A 23,785-nucleotide genomic window follows, 5' to 3' on the forward strand; every position below is an offset into this window, starting at 1 on the left:
TATTTATGAGGGTATTTATAACAATGTTTATAAAGACACAGGCAAATGGCTTTGCTAAAGTTAGTTTACGTGTGTAAACTAACATCACATATAAATGGTCACAGTTATGCATTAGCGTGCCTTATAATTGCTAAAGTCATGAGGATATGTGACGATTAAACTGATTCTTATAAATGGACTCTTACGGACAAGTGCACAAGTGAGCTTGCCAATAAGCCTTAGATAATGGCGAATAATATGACTGATACGATGACAAAACCTGATATAAATAACGATAGTACAAGCCTGCAGCAGAATGGCAATAAAGCTGGTCAATCATGGTTTGAGCGCCCGATTCCGGGTATCAAACAGCAATTAACGGCGCAATTGACCGCTGTAGAGACAGAGCCTTCTACAAAATGCAGCAGCTGCCATTCGATCATTACTAATACAGCACTGATTTTTAACTGTTACGTGTGCCCGCATTGTGACCATCATTTACCGATGAGTGCTCGTGAGCGCTTGAACTGGCTGCTTGATAAGGTAGAAGGCGAGCTTGGGCAAGAATTTACCGCCAAAGACCCGCTAAAATTTGTAGATAGTAAGCCTTATCCTGCGCGTATGGCAGAAGCACAAGAAAAAACGAAAGAGAGTGAAGCGCTGATTGTGCTATATGGCAAATTGCGCAATCTCGATATCGTAACTTGTGCGTTTGACTTTCGATTTATGGGTGGCTCTATGGGCTCGGTGGTTGGCGACCGTTTTGTTCAAGCTGCCGAAAAAGCCCTCGCAGACAGAGTACCTTTGGTCTGTTTCGCTGCTTCTGGTGGTGCGCGTATGCAAGAAGGCTTGCTATCACTCATGCAAATGGCAAGAACAGCAGCAGCAATCGAGCGTTTGAGAATTGCTGGCGTGCCATATATCGTGGTACTGACCAATCCTGTTTATGGCGGTGTGACCGCATCTCTTGCGATGCTTGGTGACATTCACTTAGCAGAACCAAAAGCCATGATTGGCTTTGCTGGTAAGCGTGTGATTGAACAGACAGTACGTGAGACACTAGAAGAGCCGTTTCAACGTGCAGAGTTTTTGCTAGAGCATGGTGTGGTTGATGAAGTGGTACATCGTCATCAAATGATTGATACCATTTATCGTCTGCTGGCGAAACTGTGTAGCGTGCCCAATGTTGATGCTCAGTAGGTAGTAAAAATAAAAACACGTGGGTTAGATTCAAGCAGCTGTTTTATAATTTCGCTGCATAATGATCGAGCGGCGTGCTAATATCTGCCAAATATGTAAAACTAATGAATAGCATTTATCGTGAATAACGGTAAATGCTATTTTTGCTTTGTAGCAAGCTAGTCATACTGTTTTTATTTTTTTATAAGTTTTATCTTTTATCTCAAACTTTGATATAGGTTCTGTCCATGTCTGATTCTTTAGTGTCTCGTAGCCCCAGTAGTACCCCTGACAACCAAGCCACTTTAACCGAATGGCTGAATTATATGCAGCAGATTCATGTCTCGGCGATAGATATGGGGCTGTCACGAGTACTGCCAGTTGCTGAGGCATTGGGAGTCGTACAATCAGCCAAAGATGACGCCTATGTATTTACGGTTGCAGGTACTAATGGCAAAGGCTCGACGACTGCGGTCATCGCGCAGATGTGCCAAGCCGCAGGATATAAAACTGCCTTATATCAATCGCCGCACTTGAGCGTCTTTAACGAGCGGGTACGGATCGATGGCGAGATGGTCAGCGATGAAACCCTGATTACTGCCTTTAGCAAGGTAGAAGCGGCACGGTTGCAATGTGATTTAACATTGTCATTTTTTGAGATGACAACACTGGCAGCTTTGCTGATATTCGCGGAAGCGGATTGCGATGTTTGGGTGTTAGAAGTAGGGCTGGGCGGTCGCTTAGATGTGGTCAATATCATCGACCCTGATATGGCAGTGATTACCAACATTGCCATCGATCATGTTGATTGGTTGGGTGATAATGTGGAAGCCATCGGAGCGGAAAAAGCAGGTATTTTACGTGATGGAATTAGCGTCATTTACGGTGCTACAGAGATGCCAAATAGCGTACAGCAAGCGACAGATAAGCATCAGGCGACTTGTTATCAAATCGGCAAAGACTTCAGCTATTACGAAAATGATTCGACTACGTGGCAATATAGTAATGCCGCTGTGACGTTGCAGTTGCCACGACCCGCACTGTCATTGACCAATACGGCCAATGCTCTGTCAGCAGTGCTTGCAAGCCCCTTAGACGTCGATACCAATGCTATAGGGCAAGCGCTACAAACGGTCAAACTTGCCGGTCGCTTCGATTATCGTGAAGTCCATGAGCGTCATTGGCTATTTGATGTGGCGCATAATGACCAAGGCGTTGAGTTTTTATTGGCACAGCTAGTGCCGCTTTGGCAGCAGCATTTAACACAGCAAAGTATATCTGAACAAGTTAATCAAACTTCAGGTGAACCTGCTACCATTAAAATGTTGTTTTCTATGCTAGGTGATAAAGATATTAATAAAGTGGTGCGGCGTTTGACGACAGCAGGCTTACCAATCAGTGATTGGTTCATCGCTGAAATTGATTATCCACGTGCTGCCACTACAGAGCATTTGCAAGGTATCTTAGCGAGCTATGTCGATGATGCTCAGATACATGAGTTTGCGCGTTTGCAAGAAGCCACTCATGCGATTATAAATGCCAGTCAGCCACAAGATTTAATCGTAGTCTGCGGCTCTTTTCATACGATTGGAGAGGCATTGTCTACGCTTGAAACGCGATAATTTACGTTAAAACATTGACTGTTTGATGTTAGTCTTAGTAATAGCGTGGTGGCAGACAGCATGAAAAATATGCTTTATAATCAAAGTGATTAAAACCTAGCGCATTAGTATTAACACGGATGGAAGCAACTGGCGCTAATGGCTTGCTGATTTAAGCTATCTATAATATAGTTTAAAACAATAACCGCGCCGCCCAATCAACCTTATTACCAACTAAGAGACGTAAACGGATGAATTTTTCGAGACAAGCCTTATTGGGCATTGGGATGATTATCGGTGGTAGCGTCATGCTATACGCCATGGTACAACAAATTGGTGATACCAATAAATCACAGCCAGCATCGGCAATGATCGATCAACCGAGTGCTGAGCCTACGTCTGTACAACCACTGACAACAGATATCGAAACAGAAAAACGTATCTTGGCACAAAAACAAAAAGAGCGTGCCGCTCGTGTTGCAGAACAAGAAAAGCGTGCTCAGCAATTCTTAACTGAACAAGAAGCGGCAGAGGCGCAAGCATTGGCAAAAGCACGCGCTGAAAGTCAGCAATATCTGGCGAGCACCACACCAAGTATCGAAGATAACGCTGATACTAACAGTAATAATGAAAAGGCGACGAAGAACACACTTGCAACACCTATATCAGCGCCTTCTAGTGCAGAGACGTCCCCTAATTCCGCTGATGATGCTGAAGCAAAGAAGAAAGCACTAGCAGAGCAGCAGGCAGCTGAAAGACAAGCAACTATTAGAGAGCAAGCTGCTGCTAAGAAATTAGCAGATAGCAAAAAAGAAGCAGACGTTAAAAAGCAGGCTGAAGCGCAAGTAGCTGCGGAAAAAAAGCGCGAGGCGGATGAAGCCGCAAAAAAGACCCCACCTAAGTCGCCCTCTGACTATCAAGTCAAAAGAGGAGATGGGCTGATTAAACTGGCACGCCAGTACGATATGCCGGTAGAAGTCTTAGCTCAAGCCAATAATCTCTCACCATCAACATCGCTAAATCTTGGTCAAACCATTACGATTCCATCGCGTAAGCAAGTAGAGCGTTTAGAGCGAGAAGCGACGGCGGCTGAACAGGCACGTGAAGAAAAGCGTCAAAGAGAAGAAGCTTTAGTGAAAAAGTCAGCAGACGCTAAACGTGATGCTCAGCAAAAACTCAGTGAAGCCCGTAAAGAAGTCAAAGAAACCGATGCTAAAGGTAGCTTTGGGGTACAAGTAGCGTTAGCAAACGACCAATCCAAAGCGGATGAGATGGCAAAAAAATTCCAATCTGCAGGTTATCAAGTTAAGACCAGCCCGACGAGTCGCGGTGTACGGGTTATTGTCGGTCCTGAGCGTGGTAAAGTAGCCGCTTTAGCCTTGAAGGATAAGATTAATAGTGACCCTAAAGTGAATACCACCAGTGCTTGGGTATTATACTGGCGCTAGATGTTGTTAAACTGCTAAACGCATGATAATGAATGTGGACCTACAATCTTAATGAGAGTGCTTTCATATATTATCATTTAATGCTTTCATAATTAAAACACGACATCTATTGTCGTGTTTTTCGTTTTAGTGTTTGTCCATTTGCTCATACTTAGTTACCATGAGCACCATTTTTGTTTCTCTCTGTATAACCTGTTAGCCCATAAGGGTTCGACCTGCTGCAGCTAAAGGTAGTTTGTTATGTTGGCTAGGCTAGCATATAGGCAAGCTATCTAACTGCTTAGATATTGTATAAGGTAAAACCATGTCATTTGGCGCTATATTTTTAATATTGGCAGTTGGCTTTTTGGGGCTGATTACCTTACCAAAATTATTTTCTAATAAACAAGTAGTTGAACCAGATCCGCCGCCTGTGCGCGGTGATGAGTTAGCTATTTGGCCGTTTGCGCCGATGCCAATTATGACCGATACTGAAGTGATATTTTTTCATAAATTAAAAAATGCATTGCCGGAATATCATATTTTTGTGCAAGTACAGCTGTCACGGATTATCGAAGCGAACAGTAATGAGACGTCTGAGCGCAGTTTTTGGTTCAATCGTATCTGCCGCCAAAGTGTTGATTATGTGATTGTTGATATTGATGCGCAGACTACCTTGGTTGCCATCGAGCTTGATGATTGGACACATAGCAGTAAAGCAAGGCAAAAAGCCGATGACAAAAAAGACAAGGCGCTTGCCAGTGCGGGCATCGCTATCGTGCGTTTTCATGCGGAGCGCATGCCGAGCGCCGACATGCTGAGATATGAGCTGATGCAAGTGATTGAGAGTTATTAATAAAATCACACAATGATTTATCTCACGATTAAAATTAATATCTTAATCTTTACGTAACATTATTGTAATAATTCTTTACCTTATAGACTAATTTAGCTAATAAATGTATGATTCTCTACTAATTAGTGGACTTAAGTTTCCTTATTCCTGATTTGTCTTTTATTTCATTAAGAGTCATGAAAAGGCATAAGTAAGTTGAATTACATTACCCTAAAAAACTCTATCAAGGTAAAGGATTATTTTATGAAGATTTTTAAACTAACGGCATTGGCACTAGCGAGCACCCTTTTATTAGCAGGTTGTGGCAGCGACAGTGATAATAATGGCTCTAATAGCGGTATTCCAAATGTTCCTTCTAAACCACCAGTCAATAATGGTGTGACTGAAATAAATCAAGCCAAAGATATCATTAAAACCGCTCAGCAGTTTGTGGCTGACAATGCAGCTGTTACAGAAGCTTATAAAGGTGCCAGTGATATCCTCACAGAACGTCAAGAGCAGCGTATCAGTAATACGTTTGAGTTGCCAGGTATCCTTTCTTATTACATGAAAGCAAAAAAAGTCTCAACCTTAAATGCAGCAAACATCAAAGCTTTAGCTGCGGATTCGGAGTTTAATGACTATTTGGGTGATATTTCTTTAGAGCCAAAGGACGGTTTTGTCGCCTCTTTGAATGCTAAGGGACAGATTAGCGTAACAGGCGCTACCAGTATTAAAACTGAAACAACTGACTATGTTTTTAATCAACAGACGGGTCTGTATGGACCTACAGTAGTTATAGATAACTTCGATGTTATCTATAAAGGTTTTGAGGATGCATTGAGTACCACTGAAACTGCAAATAGCTTTACAGGTGGGTTTGGTTTTGAAAGCATTAATATTGGTTCAGGCGCTGATGCGGTCATATTTACTTCTCCTTCAAAAGGACTTACGGTTACTGGTCAGTTTAGCGATAAAGTTAAAGTGGATGAAGAGTTTGATCTAGATGACATCAATCGTAATGGAATTACCCTTGAAAAAGCCGTTATGAAGCTTGGTAGTGTCAAAATGCAAGCCAATGACAGTACAATTGAAGCCAAAGACTTTGAGTTAGCATTTTTAGATATGACTCATAAACTGGCAAATGGTAAATTGGTAGTACGAACTTTGCCAACAGCTATTAAATTAACAGGCAGTCTAATTAAAGTTGCACCAGCGACCAATGCGAGCATCACTTTAAATGCAGTAGCTAATGAAGCTGACATCAAAAACATTATCAAAGTTACTGCACAAGGTGACTTGACAGAAGATGCGAATCGTTTTGTCGGTCTAGATCTGGTACTGGCACTAAAAGGAACTGTGGCCAAGAAGACTGGCACGACTACTGCCACTATCCCACTTGATATTCAGGCAAACCTAAAACGTACTGCGCGTAACATGATTGAGCTACAAGGTCTGAGTGCTTGGGTTGATGGCAAAAACTTATATGTGACAGGCAAAACAAATTTAGATGCTAATTATAATGTGGTAGGTAGTCAGCTTAAAATTACTCAAAATAACGCTGTTATCGTGCTGAACGTTGATGCGAATAACGAGTTCATAAAAGATAGCATGGGTAAATTGTCTGATATCATGGTGAATGGTAAGGATTTTGGTGATTTACTAGAGAACAACGGCAAGCTCAGTGCGAAGTTCACTGATAATAGTATTATTCCACTAGGTTAGATTTATCCTTTATTTTGTATGAAAAGAGACAGCTAGCCCTGTCTCTTTTTTATGCCTGACGTCTTTTTAATACCGCTGAGAGTATTATATTTATGTTTTATACTTACCGCGCTATCTGCGCTAAAAAATCAAGGTGGATAGACCAATCGCCTAAAAGCATGCAAAAGGCTAGTATTTATTACCATTCCGCTTTATCCATTAACCTGTTATTACTCATGAGTATGGGTATTAGCATGTCTGCTAAGGCGCAACAATCCAACCCTGTGTTTATGGAAGCTCCGGCTGTGGCAAGTAAATGGATAGCACCGCAGGTAGCTACAGAATTAACTGCGGAGGTTATGATTACCGCCCATAGTCCAGCGCAACCCATTGCTGCCTTTATTAAAGAATGGGATGCGCCTTTAGAGTCGGGCAAGCATGCTTATACGCAAGGACGCATGGCAGTAGAAGTTCGCCCAGCGGACAGTGCGGTTAGTTATGGGTTGAACTGGCGCTATGATTATATGATGCGCTTTAATCAAGAAACTGCCAACTTGTACTGGCAATATAAAAACAGCCAAATCCCTAATAAAGATCAGGTTTACCCGATATATCTAGAAGCAAAGCATAATGAGCGAATTGGTGCAAATATAGGTTTTACGCAGCAGATTATTCCTAATTGGCAACTGTCGGCTTACGCGAATTTTTGGAAAGGGCTACATGCGCTTGAAGGAGATGCAGTAGGGACATTGACTTCTCAAGCAGCTCTTGAGGGCGAAACGATTAGGAATATCGATCGTTTAAACAGCATTAAAACGGATCTAAACTATTACTATGATGAGCCTGCACTTGGAGAAGAAGACCTAAATTGGTATCCGGATAAGCCTGCAGGTTATGGCTATTCAGTAGACATTAAGCTGGCAGGGCAGATAACGGATAAGACCGCGCTCATGATTAGGGGCTATGATGTGCTTGGTCGCATGCATTGGCAAGATATGCCGAGTACTGAGTATATCTTAGATTACGATGTCAATAGACGCCCTAATAACGAGACGCGTGGTCAATTGGACACCAATAATGTTATTCAAACGTTACCTTGGCGTGTCGAAGGTAGTCTGACTCATCAATTGACAAATAAATGGCAGCTTGGTACCCATGCGCAAGCGAATGACATTGAAACTCTGTATCAGTTGTCAGCTGGTTATCAATTAGACAATGCGTCTTTACCCATTCCGATAGTTATTACTGGACTAATAGAGCCGCAAACACAGGCACTTGGCTTGGCAATAGACAGTAAATATGGTGGTGTTAAATTCTTGACCGATGATATTGATGCTGAAAAAGCCAAGCGTAGTGAAATTAGCTTATATGGACGTTACTCTTGGTAAGCAATGAATTTGAAAAGCTGGTCGGTTAAATCATCAGCTTAGTATTATAAAAACTATACTTGTTAAAGCTTATCTTCCACTCCGTCACGAAGTTTAGGATAAATGACAATAGGTCTATCGCCTGCAAAATATAAACCTGTTTTTAATATATCGTTTTTAGAATTGTTCAGTGGCGACTGACGACCGTCATAAAAATCGCGCCTAGTAAACCATTCAATATAATAAGCAGCGCGTAATGTATCAGTATCAATCATCGAAAGATTTGCGCTATCAGTCTTATCGCACCACTCATGCATAGGAAAGCTTGTCGCTAACCAAGGCGGATAAGTGAAGTTACAGGTATTGATGGGCAAAAAGAACCGTCCTTTTATCACGCCATAGCGCTTATCAATTCTAATTTGACCATGATTTTCGGTATCTACCCATACGGTGCGAAACTGCTTGGTTTGCATGTAGGTCATTTTGCTCTGTAGATTGTCCTTGGAGTTGATGCCAACCCAGTTCTCCGGCTCAAACGGTGCTGATCCCATAAAGAACTTAATAGCCAGTTCCCAATGCTCGACCAAATTTTCTGCATGATTATATAAGATTAAATCCAGCTCACCCGTCGTCTGCTTGCCGTTAAATAATTGCACATTATTAGCGAGTGTTTCGTACGGATGTAGTTCACGCGCAAATCCATCTTCTAACCAAAATGACAATAATCCTTCAAAGTGAAAACCCAGTCGATTGGGACTTGGACGCTTAAGTAAATAGCGGGTTAGCGCCTGATAGTCATTGGTGCTATCTAGCTTTTCCAAACGCTGCTGATAGGCTGCAAACTGCGCTTGCCAAAAGCTTGCGCTATGTACGGCGATGGCATGTGTATTCTGATGCGGCGCAAAGTCCAGCCATTCCGTTAAGACGTTAGGGCAGGCAAGCACATACGCCAAATCACGCACATAAGGTCGCTGGTAAGTTTCCCAAGGTGCGTCAGCTATCAGGTGGGTAGAGTTGGACTGAACGATAGGCTCGGACATAAGGTGAACCAGTGTAAAGGTGTAGCATTTACCCTAACGGCTCGCTCTATAAAAGTCTATAGGATACGAGTATCGGCTAGGGTAGTGCTCAGTTTTTTGGCTTTAAAACATGATATTAATGTGATGAATATGAATGCTGATATCAGGCGGTGATAGCAAGTAAGGTAATAGGATACTGAATACCGTTTTTAGTATTGGCAGTAGCCATTTTGGTAAGTTGCTGGATTCATTATAAGGTGACTGCTGTTCTAAATGAGGTGGGATATGATCTTGCTGTGTCATGTTTAGCTCCATGTTATGCCGTTACACAACGGTGCGTAACGGTTCATGGATTTATGTTATAGGTTGTATGGTTATAGCTAAATACTTATGCATGCATAGCGTGTTGTATGCCTGCATACCACAGTATGATAGGTTATGAAAAATCGCCTTTGTTGGCTTAGCTTAACCATCGTTTGATAGTGTCATAAGATGGTTTTTTATCTGTTTCAATGTGCTGTTTAATATATTCGGCTGTTTCAGCAAAAGTAGTGAAGTTCTGTTGATCCATAATTTCTAGGTATAGTTTCTTTTTTTTAGGTCTGGTTTGATTGTGTTTTGACCATCTTTTATTCGCTTTTGTCTTGTTGGACTTTGATAGTTTTTTTTGAAAATCGTTATCACCTCTAACTTCATTTGTTCCTGCACCAAAAACATAGCCAACTAAGTTGATACAGTAAAAACTAGCTTCATATTGTTGGTTCTCAAAATAAAGTCTAGCAAAAGCTTTTAAATTGATACAGTCACATAGTTTATGAAAGTTCAAGCATTTAAGCTCCTTTGACTCTAAGTAAATATCTTTGTTACTGAGCATAATATGAACAGATAATCCTCTATACATAATAGATTCTTCTTTCTCAAAATCTACACGATAACCCTGTTCTTCTAAAAGTCCTTTGCAGTCTTCAATAGCAATATTCTCTATCTTTTCTATTAGCTCATGAATGATTGATATTCTCTTCCTATCTTTATAACCTACGTCAAAAAAATTACGACTTAGTAAAAAATTAGGTGGGCTATCTAGTAATTCTTTTATAAATACTGTGGGTATAGTTGTTCTATGTTGCAATCTTTCAAACTCTATTCGTTCGGCTTGTTCGAGAATTTTTTGAAGGTCAGCATCTGAAAAACCCTCTCTAGAATTAACCATAATTTACACCTTTACACACCCTTAAATTATAGTAGTTGCAAGTCAGTACCAGCCTAAAGGTGTGTGGCTGGCTGGCTTTTGAGTAATGAATCCTAGCCCTGCTCAAATTTTACTATTTCTTTCTTTAATTATCAGCCAAATTTAGCACAAAAAAAAGCCAACCATTGAAAACAATGATTGGCTTTTCTCTTTACTACTATGTTTGGTCGGAACGGCAGGATTTGAACCTGCGACCACTACACCCCCAGTGTAGTGCGCTACCAGACTGCGCTACGCCCCGAATGACTGACTATTTTACGCAAAATTATGCATATTGCAAGAGCTATTTATTTTAGCCAAAATCTACAATGGCATTTTACATATCATAGCCAGTATAACCAATGAGCAGTTAACCTTAACCCAGTAACTCTTTCAGAATTTGGTTGACTTGCTGTGGATTGGCACTACCGCGACTGGCTTTCATTACTTGACCAACTAAACCATTGAAGGCTTTTTCTTTACCGCCGCGATACTCTTCAACCATCGCTGCATTCTTAGCGATGACCTCTTCAACGATGGCTTTGATAGCGCCCGTATCGGTTTCTTGCTTGAGACCTTTTTCCTCGATGATTTTATCTGCTGCATCATCAGCATCGCCGCCTTCGCGCTCATATAAGGCGCTAAAGACCTTCTTAGCTAGTTTGCCAGATAGGGTATCGTCTTTGATGCGGGCTAGCATACCAGCCAATTGCTTGGCGCTGATAGGGGAGTCAGTAATTTCCTTATCATCTTTGTTTAGCGCACCAAGTAGGTCGCCCATGACCCAGTTAGCCGCCATTTTGGCATCTGCTTGCCCAACTTCTGCGACCACATTTTCAAAGTAATCAGCAATTTGACGGCTACCAGTCAAGATACGAGCGTCATATTCTGAAAGACCAAGCGCTTCTTCAAAACGCGCACGGCGGGCAACCGGTAGCTCAGGCATCGCTGCACGAATGCTATCAACCGTATGCTGCTCAATACGCACAGGTAGCAAGTCAGGATCAGGGAAGTAGCGATAATCATTGGCGTCTTCTTTAGTACGCATAACACGAGTTTCGTCGCGCTCTGGGTCATAAAGCATCGTTGCTTGCACAACTTTACCGCCATCTTCTAAGATGTCGATTTGACGCTCGATTTCGCGATTGATGGCACGCTCGATGAAGCGGAATGAGTTTAGGTTCTTAAGCTCAGTACGTGTACCAAGCTCGCTTCCAGGCTTACGGATAGAGACGTTACAATCACAGCGGAAGGAGCCTTCTGCCATGATAGCGTCTGAGATACCCAGCCACGTGACTAGCTGATGAATGGCTTTGATATAGGCCAGTGCTTCGTGAGCTGAGCGCATATCAGGCTCAGAGACGATTTCGATTAATGGCGTACCAGCGCGGTTTAGATCCACACCAGTCATACCATCGACAGCATCGTGTACTGATTTACCAGCATCTTCTTCTAGATGCGCGCGGGTGATGCCCATGCGCTTAGGATATTCGTTCTTTTCACCTTCATTGACGACGACATCAATATAGCCTTCACCAACGATAGGATTGGCCATCTGGGTGATTTGATAGCCTTTCGGCAAGTCAGGGTAAAAGTAGTTTTTACGGTCAAAGGTATTAAATAGACCCAGCTCAGCGTTGACGCCGATACCGAATTTTAGCGCACGATCAACCACACCAGCATTTAGTACCGGCAATACGCCAGGTAAGCCTAAATCTACAATACTGGCTTGGCTGTTTGGCTCGTGACCAAAGTCAGTCGGCGCGCTCGAGAATATCTTACTTTCTGTGTTCAGTTGGCAGTGAATCTCGATACCGATGACCACTTCATAACCATCGACGAATAGCTCTTTACGAACATCGTGTTTGCGAACGGCGTTGTTATCAGTAATAGTTGCTGTATTCATTATACCGTCTCCTTCGCGATGTTAGAGTGTTGCAGATGATGGTCTGTATGCTGCTGGAATAAATGAGCAGTAGAGAGCAATTTGCTCTCTTGCCAATATTGTCCAATCAATTGCAAACCAATAGGCAATCCAGCTGAGGTTAAACCAACTGGCTGACTAAGCGCAGGTAGACCCGCTAAGTTGACACCAATGGTATAAACATCACCTAGGTACATCGTTGCAGGATCAAGGTCTTCACCAAGTTTATAAGCCGCTGTTGGCGCCGTTGGACTGGCGATCACATCACAGTTGGCAAAAGCATCTTCGAAGTCTTTGATAATTATGCGGCGCACTTTTTGGGCCTTAGTATAATAGGCATCAAAGTAACCAGCAGATAGCGCATAAGTCCCTGACAAAATACGGCGCTGTACTTCAGGACCAAAGCCTTCAGAACGCGAGCGCGTATATAAGTCAATCAAGTCTTTAGGGGTTTCACAGCGATACCCAAAGCGCACACCATCGAAGCGTGATAGGTTTGATGATGCTTCAGCTGGTGCGAGCATATAATAGGTAGCAAGGGTGATCTCTGGATCGGTGATTGTCACCTCTACAATGGTCGCGCCAAGCTCTTCATATTTCTTTAACGCTGCACGAGCTGCTTGTTCGACTTCAGTATCAAGTCCTTTACTAAAGTATTCTTTAGCAACGCCAATACGTAAACCGGCAAACGGTTTATCACCAGCGCTGGTAGCTGCATCATTTAAATCTTGTACATAATCAGGCATATCGTATTTGATAGAAGTCGCATCGCGTGGGTCATGACCAATCATTGGCTGTAATAGGAAGGCACAGTCCATGGCACTGCGACCCATACTACCGGCTTGATCAAGACTCGAGGCATAAGCAATCATACCGAAGCGAGAGACGCGACCATAAGTAGGTTTGATGCCCGTTAAGCCGCAAAATGAGGCAGGCTGACGAATAGAGCCACCAGTATCACTACCAGTCGCAACGGGTACAAATCCTGCTGCAACGGCTGCTGCACTACCACCTGATGAGCCACCAGGTACATGCGCTATGTTCCAAGGATTGTGCACCGCACCATAATATGAGCTTTCATTATCCGAGCCCATCGCAAACTCATCCATATTGAGCTTACCAAGGCTAATCATTCCAGCTTTATCAATGTTAGTGACGATGGTCGCATCATAAGGAGAGATAAAGTTATGCAGCATTTTAGAGCCACAGGTCGTCAATACGCCTTGAGTACAAAAAATATCTTTATGCGCCATGGGTACGCCAAGTAATGGGCGTTTGTCCCCTTGTACACGCATCTCGTCCGCCGCTTGTGCTTGCGCGCGCGCTGTCTCAGAGGTATGAGTGATAAAACTGTTGATCTTGCTATCAAGCGCGTTGATACGTTTGATGTAGTGGTCAGTCAGCTCAAGGCTGCTAAATTGTTTGTCTTGCAGACCAGTAATGAGCTGCTGGGTACTTAATAAATGAAGTTCAGACATAAGGTGTCGTCCGTCAAAATGTTAATAGCATAAAGTAAGATACGAAATCAGAGAGCGACAGCCGCCTATTCAATCACTTGCGGTACCAAATACAAGCCATCTTCGACAGCAGGGGCGACCGATTGATTGCGTTCACGATTGATATCGTGTTTAGCAACATCAGCACGCAAATCTTGGCAAGCTTCATGAATATTTGATAAAGGTTTGATATCGGTGGTATCGACATTACCAAGCGTGTTCATCAGCTTAAGTATTTTAGAGATATCAGCAGCATAGCTATCGGCAGTATTTTCATCGACACCTAAACGGGCAAGGTTGGCAACTTCTAGGATTTCTTCACGGCTGACAGTGTTGTCAGACGTTAATGGTTGCTGTGACATAGTGTCTCCAGTTACGGACAGTTTTTGTTAGAGTAGAATATGACTAAAACAGATAAGCACTAAAATAAGCGACTTATATAAAGATGTAAGTATACAGTGGCTTTATTATAAAGCATCTGACCGAAGTTTACAGAGTAGGACACTTGATTACAGCACAATCTTTACTCACAAGATTGTTTAAAAGGGCTTTATTCACGACTCTTCTATTAAAAAAGGCTCAACTTAATAAGCAATTATGCAAAGCTGACTGGATAGTAAAAAGTTGATGGTCAATAGCTCCCCATTTAATGACGAAATACGTTACAGTGGGTAGCTGCTGCTAAGCAAGTTATCAAGCAAATTACTTAGTAAGTATCATAAGACGGTAGCTGCTTGTGAGTGATTGAATTAAAGGCTGTTTCATCAAAGCGGCTGGTATGGTCTGCGATTTCAAACTTTGTAACAACTTTTAGCGCATAAGCGCAAAATCCTAGCGTACTGATGCAAATATCTGTGTTTTTTTTGAGCCAAATCGGTATAATTTAGCTCAGTTTTTTCATTTCATCATTATAGCTTCGGTTTGACTTGTTACGATGATAAACTCTCGCCACGGGTAATGTCTAAAGACGACCTGCTCAATACTGACGAGTAATCCCTCGGTCACTCTCATTTGCCTCATTCGCCTCATTTGTAATACGCTGGAAATATTAGTCATGAACCTGTTTGGATTTTTATCAAATAATATCGCAATCGACCTCGGTACTGCGAACACCCTTATTTTTATTCCTGGTAAAGGCGTGGTGCTCGATGAGCCTACGGTGGTCGCTTTAAGAAGCAATCGCACACAGAACCCTACCGTTGCTGCTGTTGGTATTGATGCCAAGCAGATGCTGGGTCGTACGCCTGCCAATATTACGGCTATCCGCCCATTAAAAGACGGCGTGATTGCTGACTTTGAAGTGACGCAAAAAATGCTTAAGCATTTTATCGCCAAGGTAAAAGCTAAGCGTTTTATGGCACAGCCTAATGTGGTGGTTTGTGTGCCTTGCAAGTCTACCCTTGTCGAGCGAAAAGCGATTCGTGAAGCGGTATCGTCAGCTGGCGCCAGCAAAGTATTGTTACTAGAAGAGCCAATGGCAGCAGCGATTGGTGCTGGCATGCCGGTTCATGAAGCCAGCGGTTCGATGGTCGTTGATATCGGCGGTGGTACCACTGAGATTGCCGTTATCGCTTTGTCAGGTTGTGTCTATGCTGAGTCTATCCGTATCGGTGGCGATATGTTTGATGATGCCATTATTACCCATGTACGTCGGATTCATGGCTGCGTGATTGGTGAAACCACGGCTGAGCGTATCAAACAAGAAGTTGGCTCCGCGCTAAATGAAGACAGCCAGTTAGAAGTAGAAGTACGCGGACGTAGCATGGCAGAAGGCGTACCAAAAACCTTCACTGTCAACTCAGAAGAAGTGCAGAAAGCTTTGAGTGATCCGTTAAGTGGTATCGTCAGCGCGGTAAAAGCAGCACTTGAGCAGACGCCACCAGAGTTGTCATCAGACATCGCTGAACGCGGTATTGTCTTGACCGGTGGCGGCGCACTATTACGTGACTTAGATAAGCTCATCTCAAGAGAGACAGGCTTACCAGTTACAGTCGCTGAAGATCCATTAACTTGCGTGAGCCGTGGTGGCGGTATTGCGCTTGATTTTATCAATAACAAAAGCCTAAATATGATTTTTGTATAAATCACTGTTTATCAAGCATTGTCATACTAGCAATGTTAGATAAGGCTGAAGTTAACGATAACTAGGCATGAGAAAGGCTAGATGAATAACATTGAAGGTAGCCAAAAAGGTTGCCTTTAATATTATCAATAAAGGCAATCAATATCTGATAGATACTGAGCTTTTTTTGATATCAAATGCCTTTTATATAGTGCTATTCAGTGCTGGCTAATGCTCACATTAAAACCTCTACATTAGACGAACTATGACTCCAAGTATTTTTGCTCGCCAGCCACTCGCGCTTCGTATGACTGCTGTTTTATTAATAGTGGCATTGATATTGATGTGGTTTGATAGCAAAAATCCAGAATGGTTCAAGCCTATACGCTCAACGAGCCATGCCGCAATGCAGCCTATTTACGAGCTGTCGTTATTACCCAGTTATGCACAACACTGGTCAAGCGGCAGCTTACAATCAAAAGAAACGCTGCGCCGCGAAAACATGCAGCTCAAATCCCAACTTATTCACGCGCAAGCTAAATTGCAGCAGCAAGATTATATCTTGGCGCAAAACGCTCGCCTGCAAGGTATTCTATCGACCACGCGCCCTGAACAATTTGATTTAAATCTGGCACAGGTAATTGGTACTGACACCAATCTACTGCGTCAAATTGTGGTGTTGAATAAAGGGGAGCAAGATGGGGTACAAGTTGGGCAAACGGTCATTGATGAAAACGGCATTTTAGGGCAGATTATCAATGTCTATCCTAATACCAGCCGTTTATTGCTTATTACTGATGAACAGCAGTCCGTCGCCGTTACTGTCAAGCGGACAGGTCAGCGCGCTATTGTCACCGGTCAGGGTATACCTACTTCATTGAGCCTTGAGTATGTCTTTAAAACCTCAGATGTACGCGTCGGGGATGAGCTGGTCTCGTCTGGATTAGGGGGGCGTATCCCTGCAGGCTACCGTGTTGGTCGTATCGCCCATATTGAAGACACGCAAGCGGATAATTTTAGAAGCATTGATGTCACACCTGCCGCAAACTTTGTCGATAATGCTTATGTGCTGATACTGCAAGACAAGCTGGCTAATAAAAACAATATTGGCATCAATGAGTCTTGATGGTCATTGTTAGAGATAATCATTGCCCGATAATCAGCCGCTATTCTATTTAAGTGCGCTGCTTTACTCCTCTTTTTTTATTCCCTGCAATGCTGAATTCATTATTAAGTAGCTGCTAAACATCTGCTAAAGGTACGTATTCATGGCATATCCTGATTCTGATCATGCAAATGGGCTGCTGCATGCCGTGATTGTACTGAGTTTTATTATTGCCTCATCGCTCAGTGTTTATCCATTAAGTCCTAGTATGGCCACATTGCGTCCTATGATCATGATCATGGTATTGATTTTTTGGTTATTGTTTCAGCCGCGTTATGTGGGCATTTTTAGTGCCTTTGCTATTGGCCTTATTGCTGATTTGCTGATGGATACTCATTTAGGACAGCAGGCTTTTTCTGCTGTGGCAGTGGCGCTTATGATAAAGGTGACCAGTATCTATATCAGACAGCTAAATACGATTAGTGCATGGATAATAGCGAGTTTAGGATTGTTTGTATTTCAAGCGAGTCTGTGGATGCTACAGATGTTTGTACAAGATATCTTTGTTGCCCAATCTACTTTTTCTTTGTTGATGAGTATTATTAGCTGGCCATTGGTACTATTGACATTACGAAAATTTGTGCGTTAATCAGATTGATTATTACATCGATTATCAATACAAGTATTTTCATCACACATGGTTTTTATAAGCATCTATTATAAACGACGCTCGTTTATTTTGGGCTAAGCCTATCAATACTGAGTTTTTTCATAATAAGAGAGTAGTGATGGATATTATCTTAGCATCCGGCTCGCCGCGTCGTCGCGAGTTACTAAGTAGAGTGCAACTAGAATTTACTGTCATCAGCGTTGATATCGATGAAACGCCTTATCAAGATGAGTCGCCCAAAGATTATATTGTCCGTATGGTCGCCGCCAAAGCAGAGGCAGCAACGGTGCAGCTAAATAGACAGTTAAAGAATAATAACGCTCACTTATATCAATCACTCTTATCGAAGCCCATTATCTTATTGACCTCTGATACCATTGGGGTATTACCAGATGGCAAAACAGTCTTGGTCAAACCAAATAATCGCGAAGATGCTTATCGTATGTGGCAGCAAATGTCCGATAGTACTCATGAAGTATGGACGGCGGTACAGGCAACGCAACTCTCATTACAGCCTAAACGTTCTGATGAGTTCAATAATGAGCAAGTATGGCAAATCATCAATCAGCAACAAATCATTGAACGCACAGAGGTCACCTTTGTAGCGCTTACTCCAGAGATGATGAGTGATTATTGGGACAGCGGCGAGCCTGTAGACAAGGCAGGTGGATATGGTATTCAAGGGTTGGGCGCTGCTTGGGTTAGCTGTATCAATGGCAGCTATACCAATGTGGTGGGCTTACCGCTTGCCCAAACGCTGGCATTGATTAAAGAGATGAATGACACTGATACGCGTTAAAATTTTGATGCCTAAATAGATAATACCTAATAAAGCTTACATGCTCAAAAAGTTTAGAGTAGGGGTATGGATTCAGCAGTGCTTTAAGATGAAGTTTGATATTAAACCATCTGCACATAATGACACGCTTGTGTCATGGGCAAAAGCAAGTGGCATTTGTTACACTGTCAGGCTACCAAACTATGAATGCTTCACCAGAAAGCTAAGTGATAAGAGAAAATACTATGTCCGAAGAGCTGCTGATTAATATTAGTCCCATGGAGTCCCGTGTTGCCGTACTAGATAACGGTATCTTGGGCGAGATTTATATTGAGCGTCATCATAAACTGGGTTTGGTTGGTAACATTTACTTGGGTACAGTGGTGCGCGTTCTGCCGGGTATGCAGGCAGCCTTTGTCGATATTGGTCAGTCACGTACTGCATTCTTACACGTTAATGATATGCAGCGTGAACCTCGTCCAGCTGCCAAAAGCATTAAAGTCGAAAAGACTGGTGATGAGCGCACTATTATAGAGGTGACGGCTGACGATTTAGCCATCACGCCGCCTGTAATAAGTACGCAGAACACAGAAGTTGTATCAGTTTCGAAAACTCTCATCCAGCATCGCCTACACGAGAGCCAACGTATCTTAGTTCAAGTCACCAAAGATCAGCTAGGCAGTAAAGGCGCGCGCTTAACCACCAATATATCACTGCCATCTCGCTATCTGGTCTACTTGCCATCGAGTGAGCATATCGGTATCTCGCAGCGTATTGATGGTGAAGAAGAGCGTACCCGTCTCAAGACTGAGCTTACTAGCCTGATGCAAACCGTCAACCTCAAGGGCGGTCTTATTGCACGTACAGCGGCAGAGCGTGTCCCCGTTGATAAACTTGAAGAAGACATCTACTATCTCTTGCAACTATGGCGAACGATATGTGCCCGTCGCCAAGAAATGAAGCCTAATCAAAGCTCTGAGCTTATTTATCAAGAATTATCGTTACCACTGCGTTCTATCCGTGATTTGGTACACGCTGGTACCGAAAAAGTCGTTATTGATAATTTGCAGATATATGAGCAGGTTAGATACTTTGCCAAAGAATTTGTGCCTTTTGTCTATGATCGCATAGTACATTATACCGCTGAGCAGTCGCTGTTTGATGTGCACCGCGTCGAAGATGATTTACGTGATGCTCTCAAACGCCGCGTTGATTTAAAGTCGGGCGGCTATCTAATTATTGACCAAACCGAAGCGATGACCACTATTGATGTCAATACTGGCTCATTCGTTGGTGGGCGTTCATTAGAAGATACCGTCTACAAAACAAATCTAGAGGCAACACACGCGATAGCCCGTCAGCTGCGCTTACGTAATCTAGGCGGTATTATTATCCTAGACTTCATCGATATGCTTGAGCAGCAGCACAAGGATGATATCTTAGAGAGCTTGCAGTCACAGCTAGTACAAGATTATGCCAAAACCAAAATCACTCAAGTCAGTGAGCTTGGTTTGGTTGAGATGACCCGTAAGCGCACCCGTGAATCGCTTGGTCAGCAACTATGTGAGCCTTGCTCGACCTGTCAAGGGCGCGGCTTTGTCAAAACCGCTGAGACGGTCTGCTTTGAGATATTTCGTGAAATCATGCGCTGTGCTCGTACTTATAACTCTCCAAAGAAGTTTACGGTGGTCGCTCATGCGGCAGTGATTGATTTATTACTGACGTCAGAATCGGATACCGTGGCAGATTTAGAGTATTTGCTTGGTAGAGTGATTACCTTTGATGTTGAGAATTTATATACCCAAGAACAATACGATATAGTATTAGATTGAACCTCAAGGCGGGATCTGAATAGTAAGTATTGCCGTCAAATGTTGAAAACTGAGTGCATTTAATGGGACGGTTTAGCTTTGATGATTAGTAAGCAATTGGTTAAAACTTAAGAGAAATTGGTTTAAAAACCAATATTTATATCAAACAGTTGTGTATATCATTGTAAATAATCCCCTTGCAATCATCTGATTATTATGTATAATACAGACCACTGAATTATATATGCGCAGCCAATCAAACAGCTGGCGCTATGACAGCTAGAGCATCGTTTCTAGCACTATTTCATTATGCCTTTGCTGACATCCTACAATGGAAGGGTCGGCGGGGCTTTAAACTATTTTGCTTTTGGCACGCTATAAGTTCGGATAAAGAACTCATTCTGGTTTAGAACAGAAGGCCGCTTTAAGTGAATATTTAACCAAACGGCTTTTGCTCATATCCTTGCAAAGCAAGAATGACAAAAGCACATATTAGGAGCTTGCTGGCATGGCTAACCAGAGAATCCGTATCCGTCTTAAGTCTTTTGATCATCGTCTGATTGATCAATCTGCACAAGAGATTGTTGATACTGCAAAGCGCACCGGTGCGCAAGTTTGTGGTCCTGTACCGTTGCCGACTCGCATTGAGCGCTTCAACGTTCTAACTTCACCACACGTAAACAAAGACGCTCGTGATCAGTACGAAATCCGTACTCATAAGCGTATGGTTGACATTGTTCAACCTACCGATAAAACTGTGGATGCGCTAATGAAGCTTGACTTAGCGGCGGGTGTTGACGTTCAAATTGCTTTGGGTTAATGCACATAAACACCCAACCCATTAATATAAGATATAAAGAGGTCTAAAATGGCGATCGGTTTAGTCGGTAAAAAATGCGGCATGACCCGTGTCTTCACTGAAGCAGGCGCATCTATCCCTGTAACAGTGGTTGAGATCAGTGCTAACCGCATTACTCAAGTAAAAAATACTGATGTAGATGGCTATCAAGCCATCCAAGTTACCACAGGCACCCGTCGTGACAGCCGCGTAACAGCAGCTCAAAAAGGTCACTTCGCTAAAGCCGGCGTTGCCGCTGGTCGTGGTGTTTGGGAATTTCGTGCCAATGACAGCGATCTTGAAGGTCGTGAGATTGGTGGTGAGATCCTAGCTGACTTGTTCGAACAAGGTCAGATGGTTGATGTCACAGGAAACAGTAAAGGTAAAGGCTTTCAAGGCGGCGTGAAGCGTCACAACTTCAGCATGCAAGATGCCACTCATGGTAACTCAGTATCTCACCGTGCCATTGGTTCAACTGGTCAAAACCAGTCACCAGGTAAAGTCTTCAAAGGCAAAAAAATGCCAGGTCAGATGGGTAACAAACGCGTTACCGTTCAAGGCCTAGAAGTGATATCGGTTGATGTTGAAAATGGGTTACTTGTCATCAAGGGTGCTATCCCAGGTGCCACCGGTGGCGATGTCATCGTACGTCCGTCAGTCAAAGCCTAAGCAAGGGGATTAACGTGGATTTAAAAACAGTTACAGGGGCGGCAGTTGAGCTTTCTGATACGGCTTTCGGTCGTGAATTCAACGAAGCACTAGTGCATCAAGTCGTCACCGCATATCTTGCTGGTGCTCGTCAAGGTACACGCGCTCAAAAGACCCGTGCCGAAGTTTCTGGTGGTGGCATTAAGCCATGGCGCCAAAAAGGTACTGGTCGCGCTCGTGCAGGTTCTATTCGTAGCCCAATCTGGCGTGGGGGCGGTCGTGCATTCGCGGCTAAGCCACAAGATTGGTCACAGAAAGTTAACCGTAAGATGTATCGCGGTGCTATGCAGTGCATCCTAGCCGAATTGATTCGCCAAGAGCGTCTGATTTTGGTTGAAGAGATAAGCGTTTCTGGTCCTAAGACCAAAGAGCTGATCGCAAAGTTAGGTGAGTTAAATGCATCACGTGCATTAATCGTCACCAAAGAAGTTGACGAAAACTTGTACTTAGCTGCTCGCAACATCCCACATGTCAATGTACTTGATACAAGTGAAGTGGATCCAGTGAGCTTGATCGCTTTTGATAAAGTGATCATGACAGTCGAAGCTGCGAAACAATTTGAGGAAGCACTAGCATGAATAACGCAAGACTTTATCAGATCCTAAGAGGACCTGTATTCTCAGAGAAATCTCAAATGCTTGGCGACTCACTTGGTGTGCAGGTATTTAAAATTGACTCTAAGGCTACTAAGCTTGAAGTTAAAAAAGCAGTTGAGATGATGTTTGAAGGTGTTGAAGTTTTAAAAGTAAACACATTGAACGTTAAAGGTAAGACAAAGCGTTTTGGTAAAAGTATCGGCCGTCGTAACGACTATAAAAAAGCCTATGTTACCTTAAAAGCTGGTCAAGATGTACAAATGGCTGATGCTGGTGAAGAGGTCGCAAATACGACTGCTTCTACTAGTGAAACAGCGAATAACGAATAAGGATTACACTCATGCCTATCGTAAGAGCAAAGCCAACATCACCAGGCCGTCGTTTTGTTGAAAAAGTAGTGCATCCACACCTTTATAAAGGTCGTCCGTTTGCAGCGCTTCTAGAATCAAAAAGCAAGACCGGTGGTCGTAACAATAATGGCCGTATCACTACTCGTCACATCGGCGGTGGTCATAAGCAACATTATCGTATTATCGATTTTAAACGTACTAAAGACAATATCCCAGCTACAGTAGAGCGTATTGAATACGATCCTAACCGTACTGCGCATATTGCTTTACTTAAGTACGCTGACGGCGAACGTCGTTATATTATCGCTGCTAAAAAGCAAGCAGTTGGCGATACTGTAATGTCAGGTGAATTATCACCAATTCGTCCAGGTAACTGTTTACCGCTAAAAAACATACCACTAGGTACTGTGATCCATAATATCGAACTTAAAATCGGTAAAGGCGCACAGATGGCTCGTGCTGCGGGTGCTAGCGTTCAGCTACTAGGTCGTGACGGTATTTATGCAATTCTTCGTTTGCGTTCTGGCGAAACTCGCCGTGTACACGTAAATTGCCGTGCTGTTATCGGTGAAGTTTCTAATACTGAAAACAACTTGAAATCACTTGGTAAAGCCGGTGCTTCACGTTGGAGAGGTATTCGTCCTTCTGTTCGTGGTGTCGCTATGAACCCGGTTGATCACCCACATGGTGGTGGTGAAGGTCGTAACAAAGGTCGCCATCCTACTAGCCCTTGGGGTCAGAAGTCTAAAGGACTTAAAACGCGTCACAATAAGCGTACTGACAACATGATCATCCGCCGTCGCGCCAAGAAGAAATAAAGGAAGAATTTCATGCCTCGTTCATTGAAAAAAGGTCCATTCATAGACGCGCATTTATTTGCTAAAGTTGAAACTGCATTAGAAACCAACTCACGCAAACCAATTAAAACTTGGTCGCGCCGTTCAATGATTCTGCCACAAATGGTTGGCCTAACTTTATCTGTTCACAATGGCCGTACTCATGTACCGGTTATCGTAAGTGAACAGATGGTTGGTCATAAACTAGGTGAATTTGCCCCGACTCGTACATATCGTGGTCACGGCATTGACAAGAAAGCTAAGAGATAAGG

23 protein-coding genes and 1 tRNA gene are annotated in these 23,785 nt (G+C 43.0%); 17 read left to right on the top strand and 7 right to left on the bottom strand.

The window, feature by feature from the left end; translation table 11 throughout:
- Positions 1–225: 225 nt before the first annotated feature.
- The 6 genes from accD (at position 226) to FQ082_RS09430 (ending at position 8,113) form a co-directional block, all read left to right on the top strand.
- Positions 226–1,179 (top strand): acetyl-CoA carboxylase, carboxyltransferase subunit beta, encoded by a 954-nt coding sequence (accD, locus tag FQ082_RS09405; RefSeq protein WP_188018940.1) that lies wholly within the window; start codon positions 226–228, stop codon positions 1,177–1,179.
- Between the two features lie 227 nt (positions 1,180–1,406).
- Positions 1,407–2,780, top strand: coding sequence for a bifunctional tetrahydrofolate synthase/dihydrofolate synthase (folC, locus tag FQ082_RS09410; RefSeq protein WP_149492913.1), 1,374 nt, complete (start codon positions 1,407–1,409; stop codon positions 2,778–2,780).
- A 230-nt stretch (positions 2,781–3,010) separates the two neighbouring features.
- Positions 3,011–4,207 (top strand): SPOR domain-containing protein, encoded by a 1,197-nt coding sequence (locus tag FQ082_RS09415; RefSeq protein WP_149492914.1) that lies wholly within the window; start codon positions 3,011–3,013, stop codon positions 4,205–4,207.
- 304 nt (positions 4,208–4,511) lie between these two features.
- A complete protein-coding gene (locus tag FQ082_RS09420) occupies positions 4,512–5,042 on the top strand; it encodes a DUF2726 domain-containing protein (protein ID WP_149492915.1) in 531 nt (176 codons plus the stop codon).
- Positions 5,043–5,285: 243 nt separating this feature from the next.
- Complete coding sequence (locus FQ082_RS09425) at positions 5,286–6,746, top strand: hypothetical protein (RefSeq protein ID WP_149492916.1); 1,461 nt, start codon at positions 5,286–5,288, stop codon at positions 6,744–6,746.
- A gap of 215 nt (positions 6,747–6,961) precedes the next feature.
- The gene (locus FQ082_RS09430) at positions 6,962–8,113 is read left to right on the top strand and encodes a hypothetical protein (RefSeq protein WP_223145355.1); all 1,152 of its coding nucleotides are present in this window, start codon (positions 6,962–6,964) and stop codon (positions 8,111–8,113) included.
- A 62-nt stretch (positions 8,114–8,175) separates the two neighbouring features.
- Here FQ082_RS09430 and FQ082_RS09435 read toward each other — a convergent pair whose 3' ends face one another.
- The 7 genes from FQ082_RS09435 to gatC form a co-directional block, all read right to left on the bottom strand.
- Complete coding sequence (locus tag FQ082_RS09435) at positions 8,176–9,132, bottom strand: DUF1853 family protein (protein ID WP_149492918.1); 957 nt, start codon at positions 9,130–9,132, stop codon at positions 8,176–8,178.
- 102 nt (positions 9,133–9,234) lie between these two features.
- Positions 9,235–9,414: a hypothetical protein gene (locus FQ082_RS09440; protein WP_149492919.1), complete on the bottom strand. Its 180-nt coding sequence runs from the start codon at positions 9,412–9,414 to the stop codon at positions 9,235–9,237.
- A 157-nt stretch (positions 9,415–9,571) separates the two neighbouring features.
- Positions 9,572–10,321, bottom strand: a complete 750-nt coding sequence (locus FQ082_RS09445; protein WP_149492920.1) for a hypothetical protein — start codon at positions 10,319–10,321, stop codon at positions 9,572–9,574.
- Positions 10,322–10,524: 203 nt separating this feature from the next.
- Positions 10,525–10,601 (bottom strand) — tRNA-Pro (locus FQ082_RS09450).
- A 114-nt stretch (positions 10,602–10,715) separates the two neighbouring features.
- Complete coding sequence (gene gatB / locus FQ082_RS09455; RefSeq protein ID WP_149492921.1) at positions 10,716–12,245, bottom strand: Asp-tRNA(Asn)/Glu-tRNA(Gln) amidotransferase subunit GatB; 1,530 nt, start codon at positions 12,243–12,245, stop codon at positions 10,716–10,718.
- Complete coding sequence (gene gatA / locus FQ082_RS09460) at positions 12,245–13,741, bottom strand: Asp-tRNA(Asn)/Glu-tRNA(Gln) amidotransferase subunit GatA (protein ID WP_149492922.1); 1,497 nt, start codon at positions 13,739–13,741, stop codon at positions 12,245–12,247. The genes gatB and gatA overlap by 1 nt, the downstream gene beginning before the upstream one ends.
- A 65-nt stretch (positions 13,742–13,806) precedes the next feature.
- Positions 13,807–14,121, bottom strand: coding sequence for an Asp-tRNA(Asn)/Glu-tRNA(Gln) amidotransferase subunit GatC (gene gatC, locus FQ082_RS09465; protein WP_011512845.1), 315 nt, complete (start codon positions 14,119–14,121; stop codon positions 13,807–13,809).
- A gap of 692 nt (positions 14,122–14,813) precedes the next feature.
- Here gatC and FQ082_RS09470 point away from each other — a divergent pair.
- The 11 genes from FQ082_RS09470 to rpsS all read left to right on the top strand — a co-directional run bounded on the left by FQ082_RS09470 (position 14,814) and on the right by rpsS (position 23,783).
- A complete protein-coding gene (locus tag FQ082_RS09470; protein WP_011512846.1) occupies positions 14,814–15,842 on the top strand; it encodes a rod shape-determining protein in 1,029 nt (342 codons plus the stop codon).
- 244 nt (positions 15,843–16,086) lie between these two features.
- Entirely contained in the window at positions 16,087–16,947 is an 861-nt protein-coding gene (gene mreC / locus FQ082_RS09475) for a rod shape-determining protein MreC (RefSeq protein ID WP_149492923.1), read from the top strand.
- 142 nt (positions 16,948–17,089) lie between these two features.
- A complete protein-coding gene (gene mreD, locus FQ082_RS09480; protein ID WP_149492924.1) occupies positions 17,090–17,575 on the top strand; it encodes a rod shape-determining protein MreD in 486 nt (161 codons plus the stop codon).
- 139 nt (positions 17,576–17,714) lie between these two features.
- Entirely contained in the window at positions 17,715–18,395 is a 681-nt protein-coding gene (locus FQ082_RS09485; protein WP_149492925.1) for a Maf family protein, read from the top strand.
- Positions 18,396–18,619: 224 nt separating this feature from the next.
- A complete protein-coding gene (locus tag FQ082_RS09490; RefSeq protein ID WP_149492926.1) occupies positions 18,620–20,206 on the top strand; it encodes a ribonuclease E/G in 1,587 nt (528 codons plus the stop codon).
- Positions 20,207–20,693: 487 nt separating this feature from the next.
- Positions 20,694–21,005 carry a 30S ribosomal protein S10 gene (gene rpsJ / locus FQ082_RS09495; RefSeq protein ID WP_010196670.1) on the top strand — a complete coding sequence of 104 codons (312 nt, stop codon included), beginning with the start codon at positions 20,694–20,696 and terminating at the stop codon, positions 21,003–21,005.
- Between the two features lie 48 nt (positions 21,006–21,053).
- Positions 21,054–21,692, top strand: coding sequence for a 50S ribosomal protein L3 (gene rplC, locus FQ082_RS09500; RefSeq protein WP_011512851.1), 639 nt, complete (start codon positions 21,054–21,056; stop codon positions 21,690–21,692).
- Between the two features lie 14 nt (positions 21,693–21,706).
- Positions 21,707–22,309 carry a 50S ribosomal protein L4 gene (gene rplD / locus FQ082_RS09505; protein WP_011512852.1) on the top strand — a complete coding sequence of 201 codons (603 nt, stop codon included), beginning with the start codon at positions 21,707–21,709 and terminating at the stop codon, positions 22,307–22,309.
- Positions 22,306–22,656, top strand: coding sequence for a 50S ribosomal protein L23 (gene rplW / locus FQ082_RS09510; RefSeq protein WP_011279789.1), 351 nt, complete (start codon positions 22,306–22,308; stop codon positions 22,654–22,656). The genes rplD and rplW overlap by 4 nt, the downstream gene beginning before the upstream one ends.
- A gap of 11 nt (positions 22,657–22,667) precedes the next feature.
- Positions 22,668–23,495 carry a 50S ribosomal protein L2 gene (rplB, locus tag FQ082_RS09515; RefSeq protein WP_011512853.1) on the top strand — a complete coding sequence of 276 codons (828 nt, stop codon included), beginning with the start codon at positions 22,668–22,670 and terminating at the stop codon, positions 23,493–23,495.
- 12 nt (positions 23,496–23,507) lie between these two features.
- The gene (gene rpsS, locus FQ082_RS09520) at positions 23,508–23,783 is read left to right on the top strand and encodes a 30S ribosomal protein S19 (protein WP_011279791.1); all 276 of its coding nucleotides are present in this window, start codon (positions 23,508–23,510) and stop codon (positions 23,781–23,783) included.
- Positions 23,784–23,785 lie beyond the last annotated feature (2 nt).

Origin of the sequence: Psychrobacter sp. ANT_H56B (assembly GCF_008369245.1) — a bacterium.
Taxonomy (GTDB): domain Bacteria; phylum Pseudomonadota; class Gammaproteobacteria; order Pseudomonadales; family Moraxellaceae; genus Psychrobacter; species Psychrobacter cryohalolentis.

Bases quoted from the DNA above. Each gene is read 5' to 3' on its own strand.
- mreC (WP_149492923.1), top strand. From the start codon at position 16,087: ATGACTCCAAGTATTTTTGCTCGCCAGCCACTCGCGCTTCGTATGACT.
- accD (WP_188018940.1), top strand. From the start codon at position 226: ATGGCGAATAATATGACTGATACGATGACAAAACCTGATATAAATAAC.
- FQ082_RS09445 (WP_149492920.1), bottom strand. From the start codon at position 10,321: ATGGTTAATTCTAGAGAGGGTTTTTCAGATGCTGACCTTCAAAAAATT.
- FQ082_RS09430 (WP_223145355.1), top strand. From the start codon at position 6,962: ATGAGTATGGGTATTAGCATGTCTGCTAAGGCGCAACAATCCAACCCT.
- mreD (WP_149492924.1), top strand. From the start codon at position 17,090: ATGGCATATCCTGATTCTGATCATGCAAATGGGCTGCTGCATGCCGTG.
- rplB (WP_011512853.1), top strand. From the start codon at position 22,668: ATGCCTATCGTAAGAGCAAAGCCAACATCACCAGGCCGTCGTTTTGTT.
- FQ082_RS09420 (WP_149492915.1), top strand. From the start codon at position 4,512: ATGTCATTTGGCGCTATATTTTTAATATTGGCAGTTGGCTTTTTGGGG.
- gatC (WP_011512845.1), bottom strand. From the start codon at position 14,121: ATGTCACAGCAACCATTAACGTCTGACAACACTGTCAGCCGTGAAGAA.
- gatB (WP_149492921.1), bottom strand. From the start codon at position 12,245: ATGAATACAGCAACTATTACTGATAACAACGCCGTTCGCAAACACGAT.
- rplC (WP_011512851.1), top strand. From the start codon at position 21,054: ATGGCGATCGGTTTAGTCGGTAAAAAATGCGGCATGACCCGTGTCTTC.
- FQ082_RS09425 (WP_149492916.1), top strand. From the start codon at position 5,286: ATGAAGATTTTTAAACTAACGGCATTGGCACTAGCGAGCACCCTTTTA.
- FQ082_RS09415 (WP_149492914.1), top strand. From the start codon at position 3,011: ATGAATTTTTCGAGACAAGCCTTATTGGGCATTGGGATGATTATCGGT.
- FQ082_RS09470 (WP_011512846.1), top strand. From the start codon at position 14,814: ATGAACCTGTTTGGATTTTTATCAAATAATATCGCAATCGACCTCGGT.
- rpsS (WP_011279791.1), top strand. From the start codon at position 23,508: ATGCCTCGTTCATTGAAAAAAGGTCCATTCATAGACGCGCATTTATTT.
- FQ082_RS09490 (WP_149492926.1), top strand. From the start codon at position 18,620: ATGTCCGAAGAGCTGCTGATTAATATTAGTCCCATGGAGTCCCGTGTT.
- FQ082_RS09435 (WP_149492918.1), bottom strand. From the start codon at position 9,132: ATGTCCGAGCCTATCGTTCAGTCCAACTCTACCCACCTGATAGCTGAC.
- FQ082_RS09485 (WP_149492925.1), top strand. From the start codon at position 17,715: ATGGATATTATCTTAGCATCCGGCTCGCCGCGTCGTCGCGAGTTACTA.
- rplW (WP_011279789.1), top strand. From the start codon at position 22,306: ATGAATAACGCAAGACTTTATCAGATCCTAAGAGGACCTGTATTCTCA.
- FQ082_RS09440 (WP_149492919.1), bottom strand. From the start codon at position 9,414: ATGACACAGCAAGATCATATCCCACCTCATTTAGAACAGCAGTCACCT.
- gatA (WP_149492922.1), bottom strand. From the start codon at position 13,741: ATGTCTGAACTTCATTTATTAAGTACCCAGCAGCTCATTACTGGTCTG.
- folC (WP_149492913.1), top strand. From the start codon at position 1,407: ATGTCTGATTCTTTAGTGTCTCGTAGCCCCAGTAGTACCCCTGACAAC.
- rpsJ (WP_010196670.1), top strand. From the start codon at position 20,694: ATGGCTAACCAGAGAATCCGTATCCGTCTTAAGTCTTTTGATCATCGT.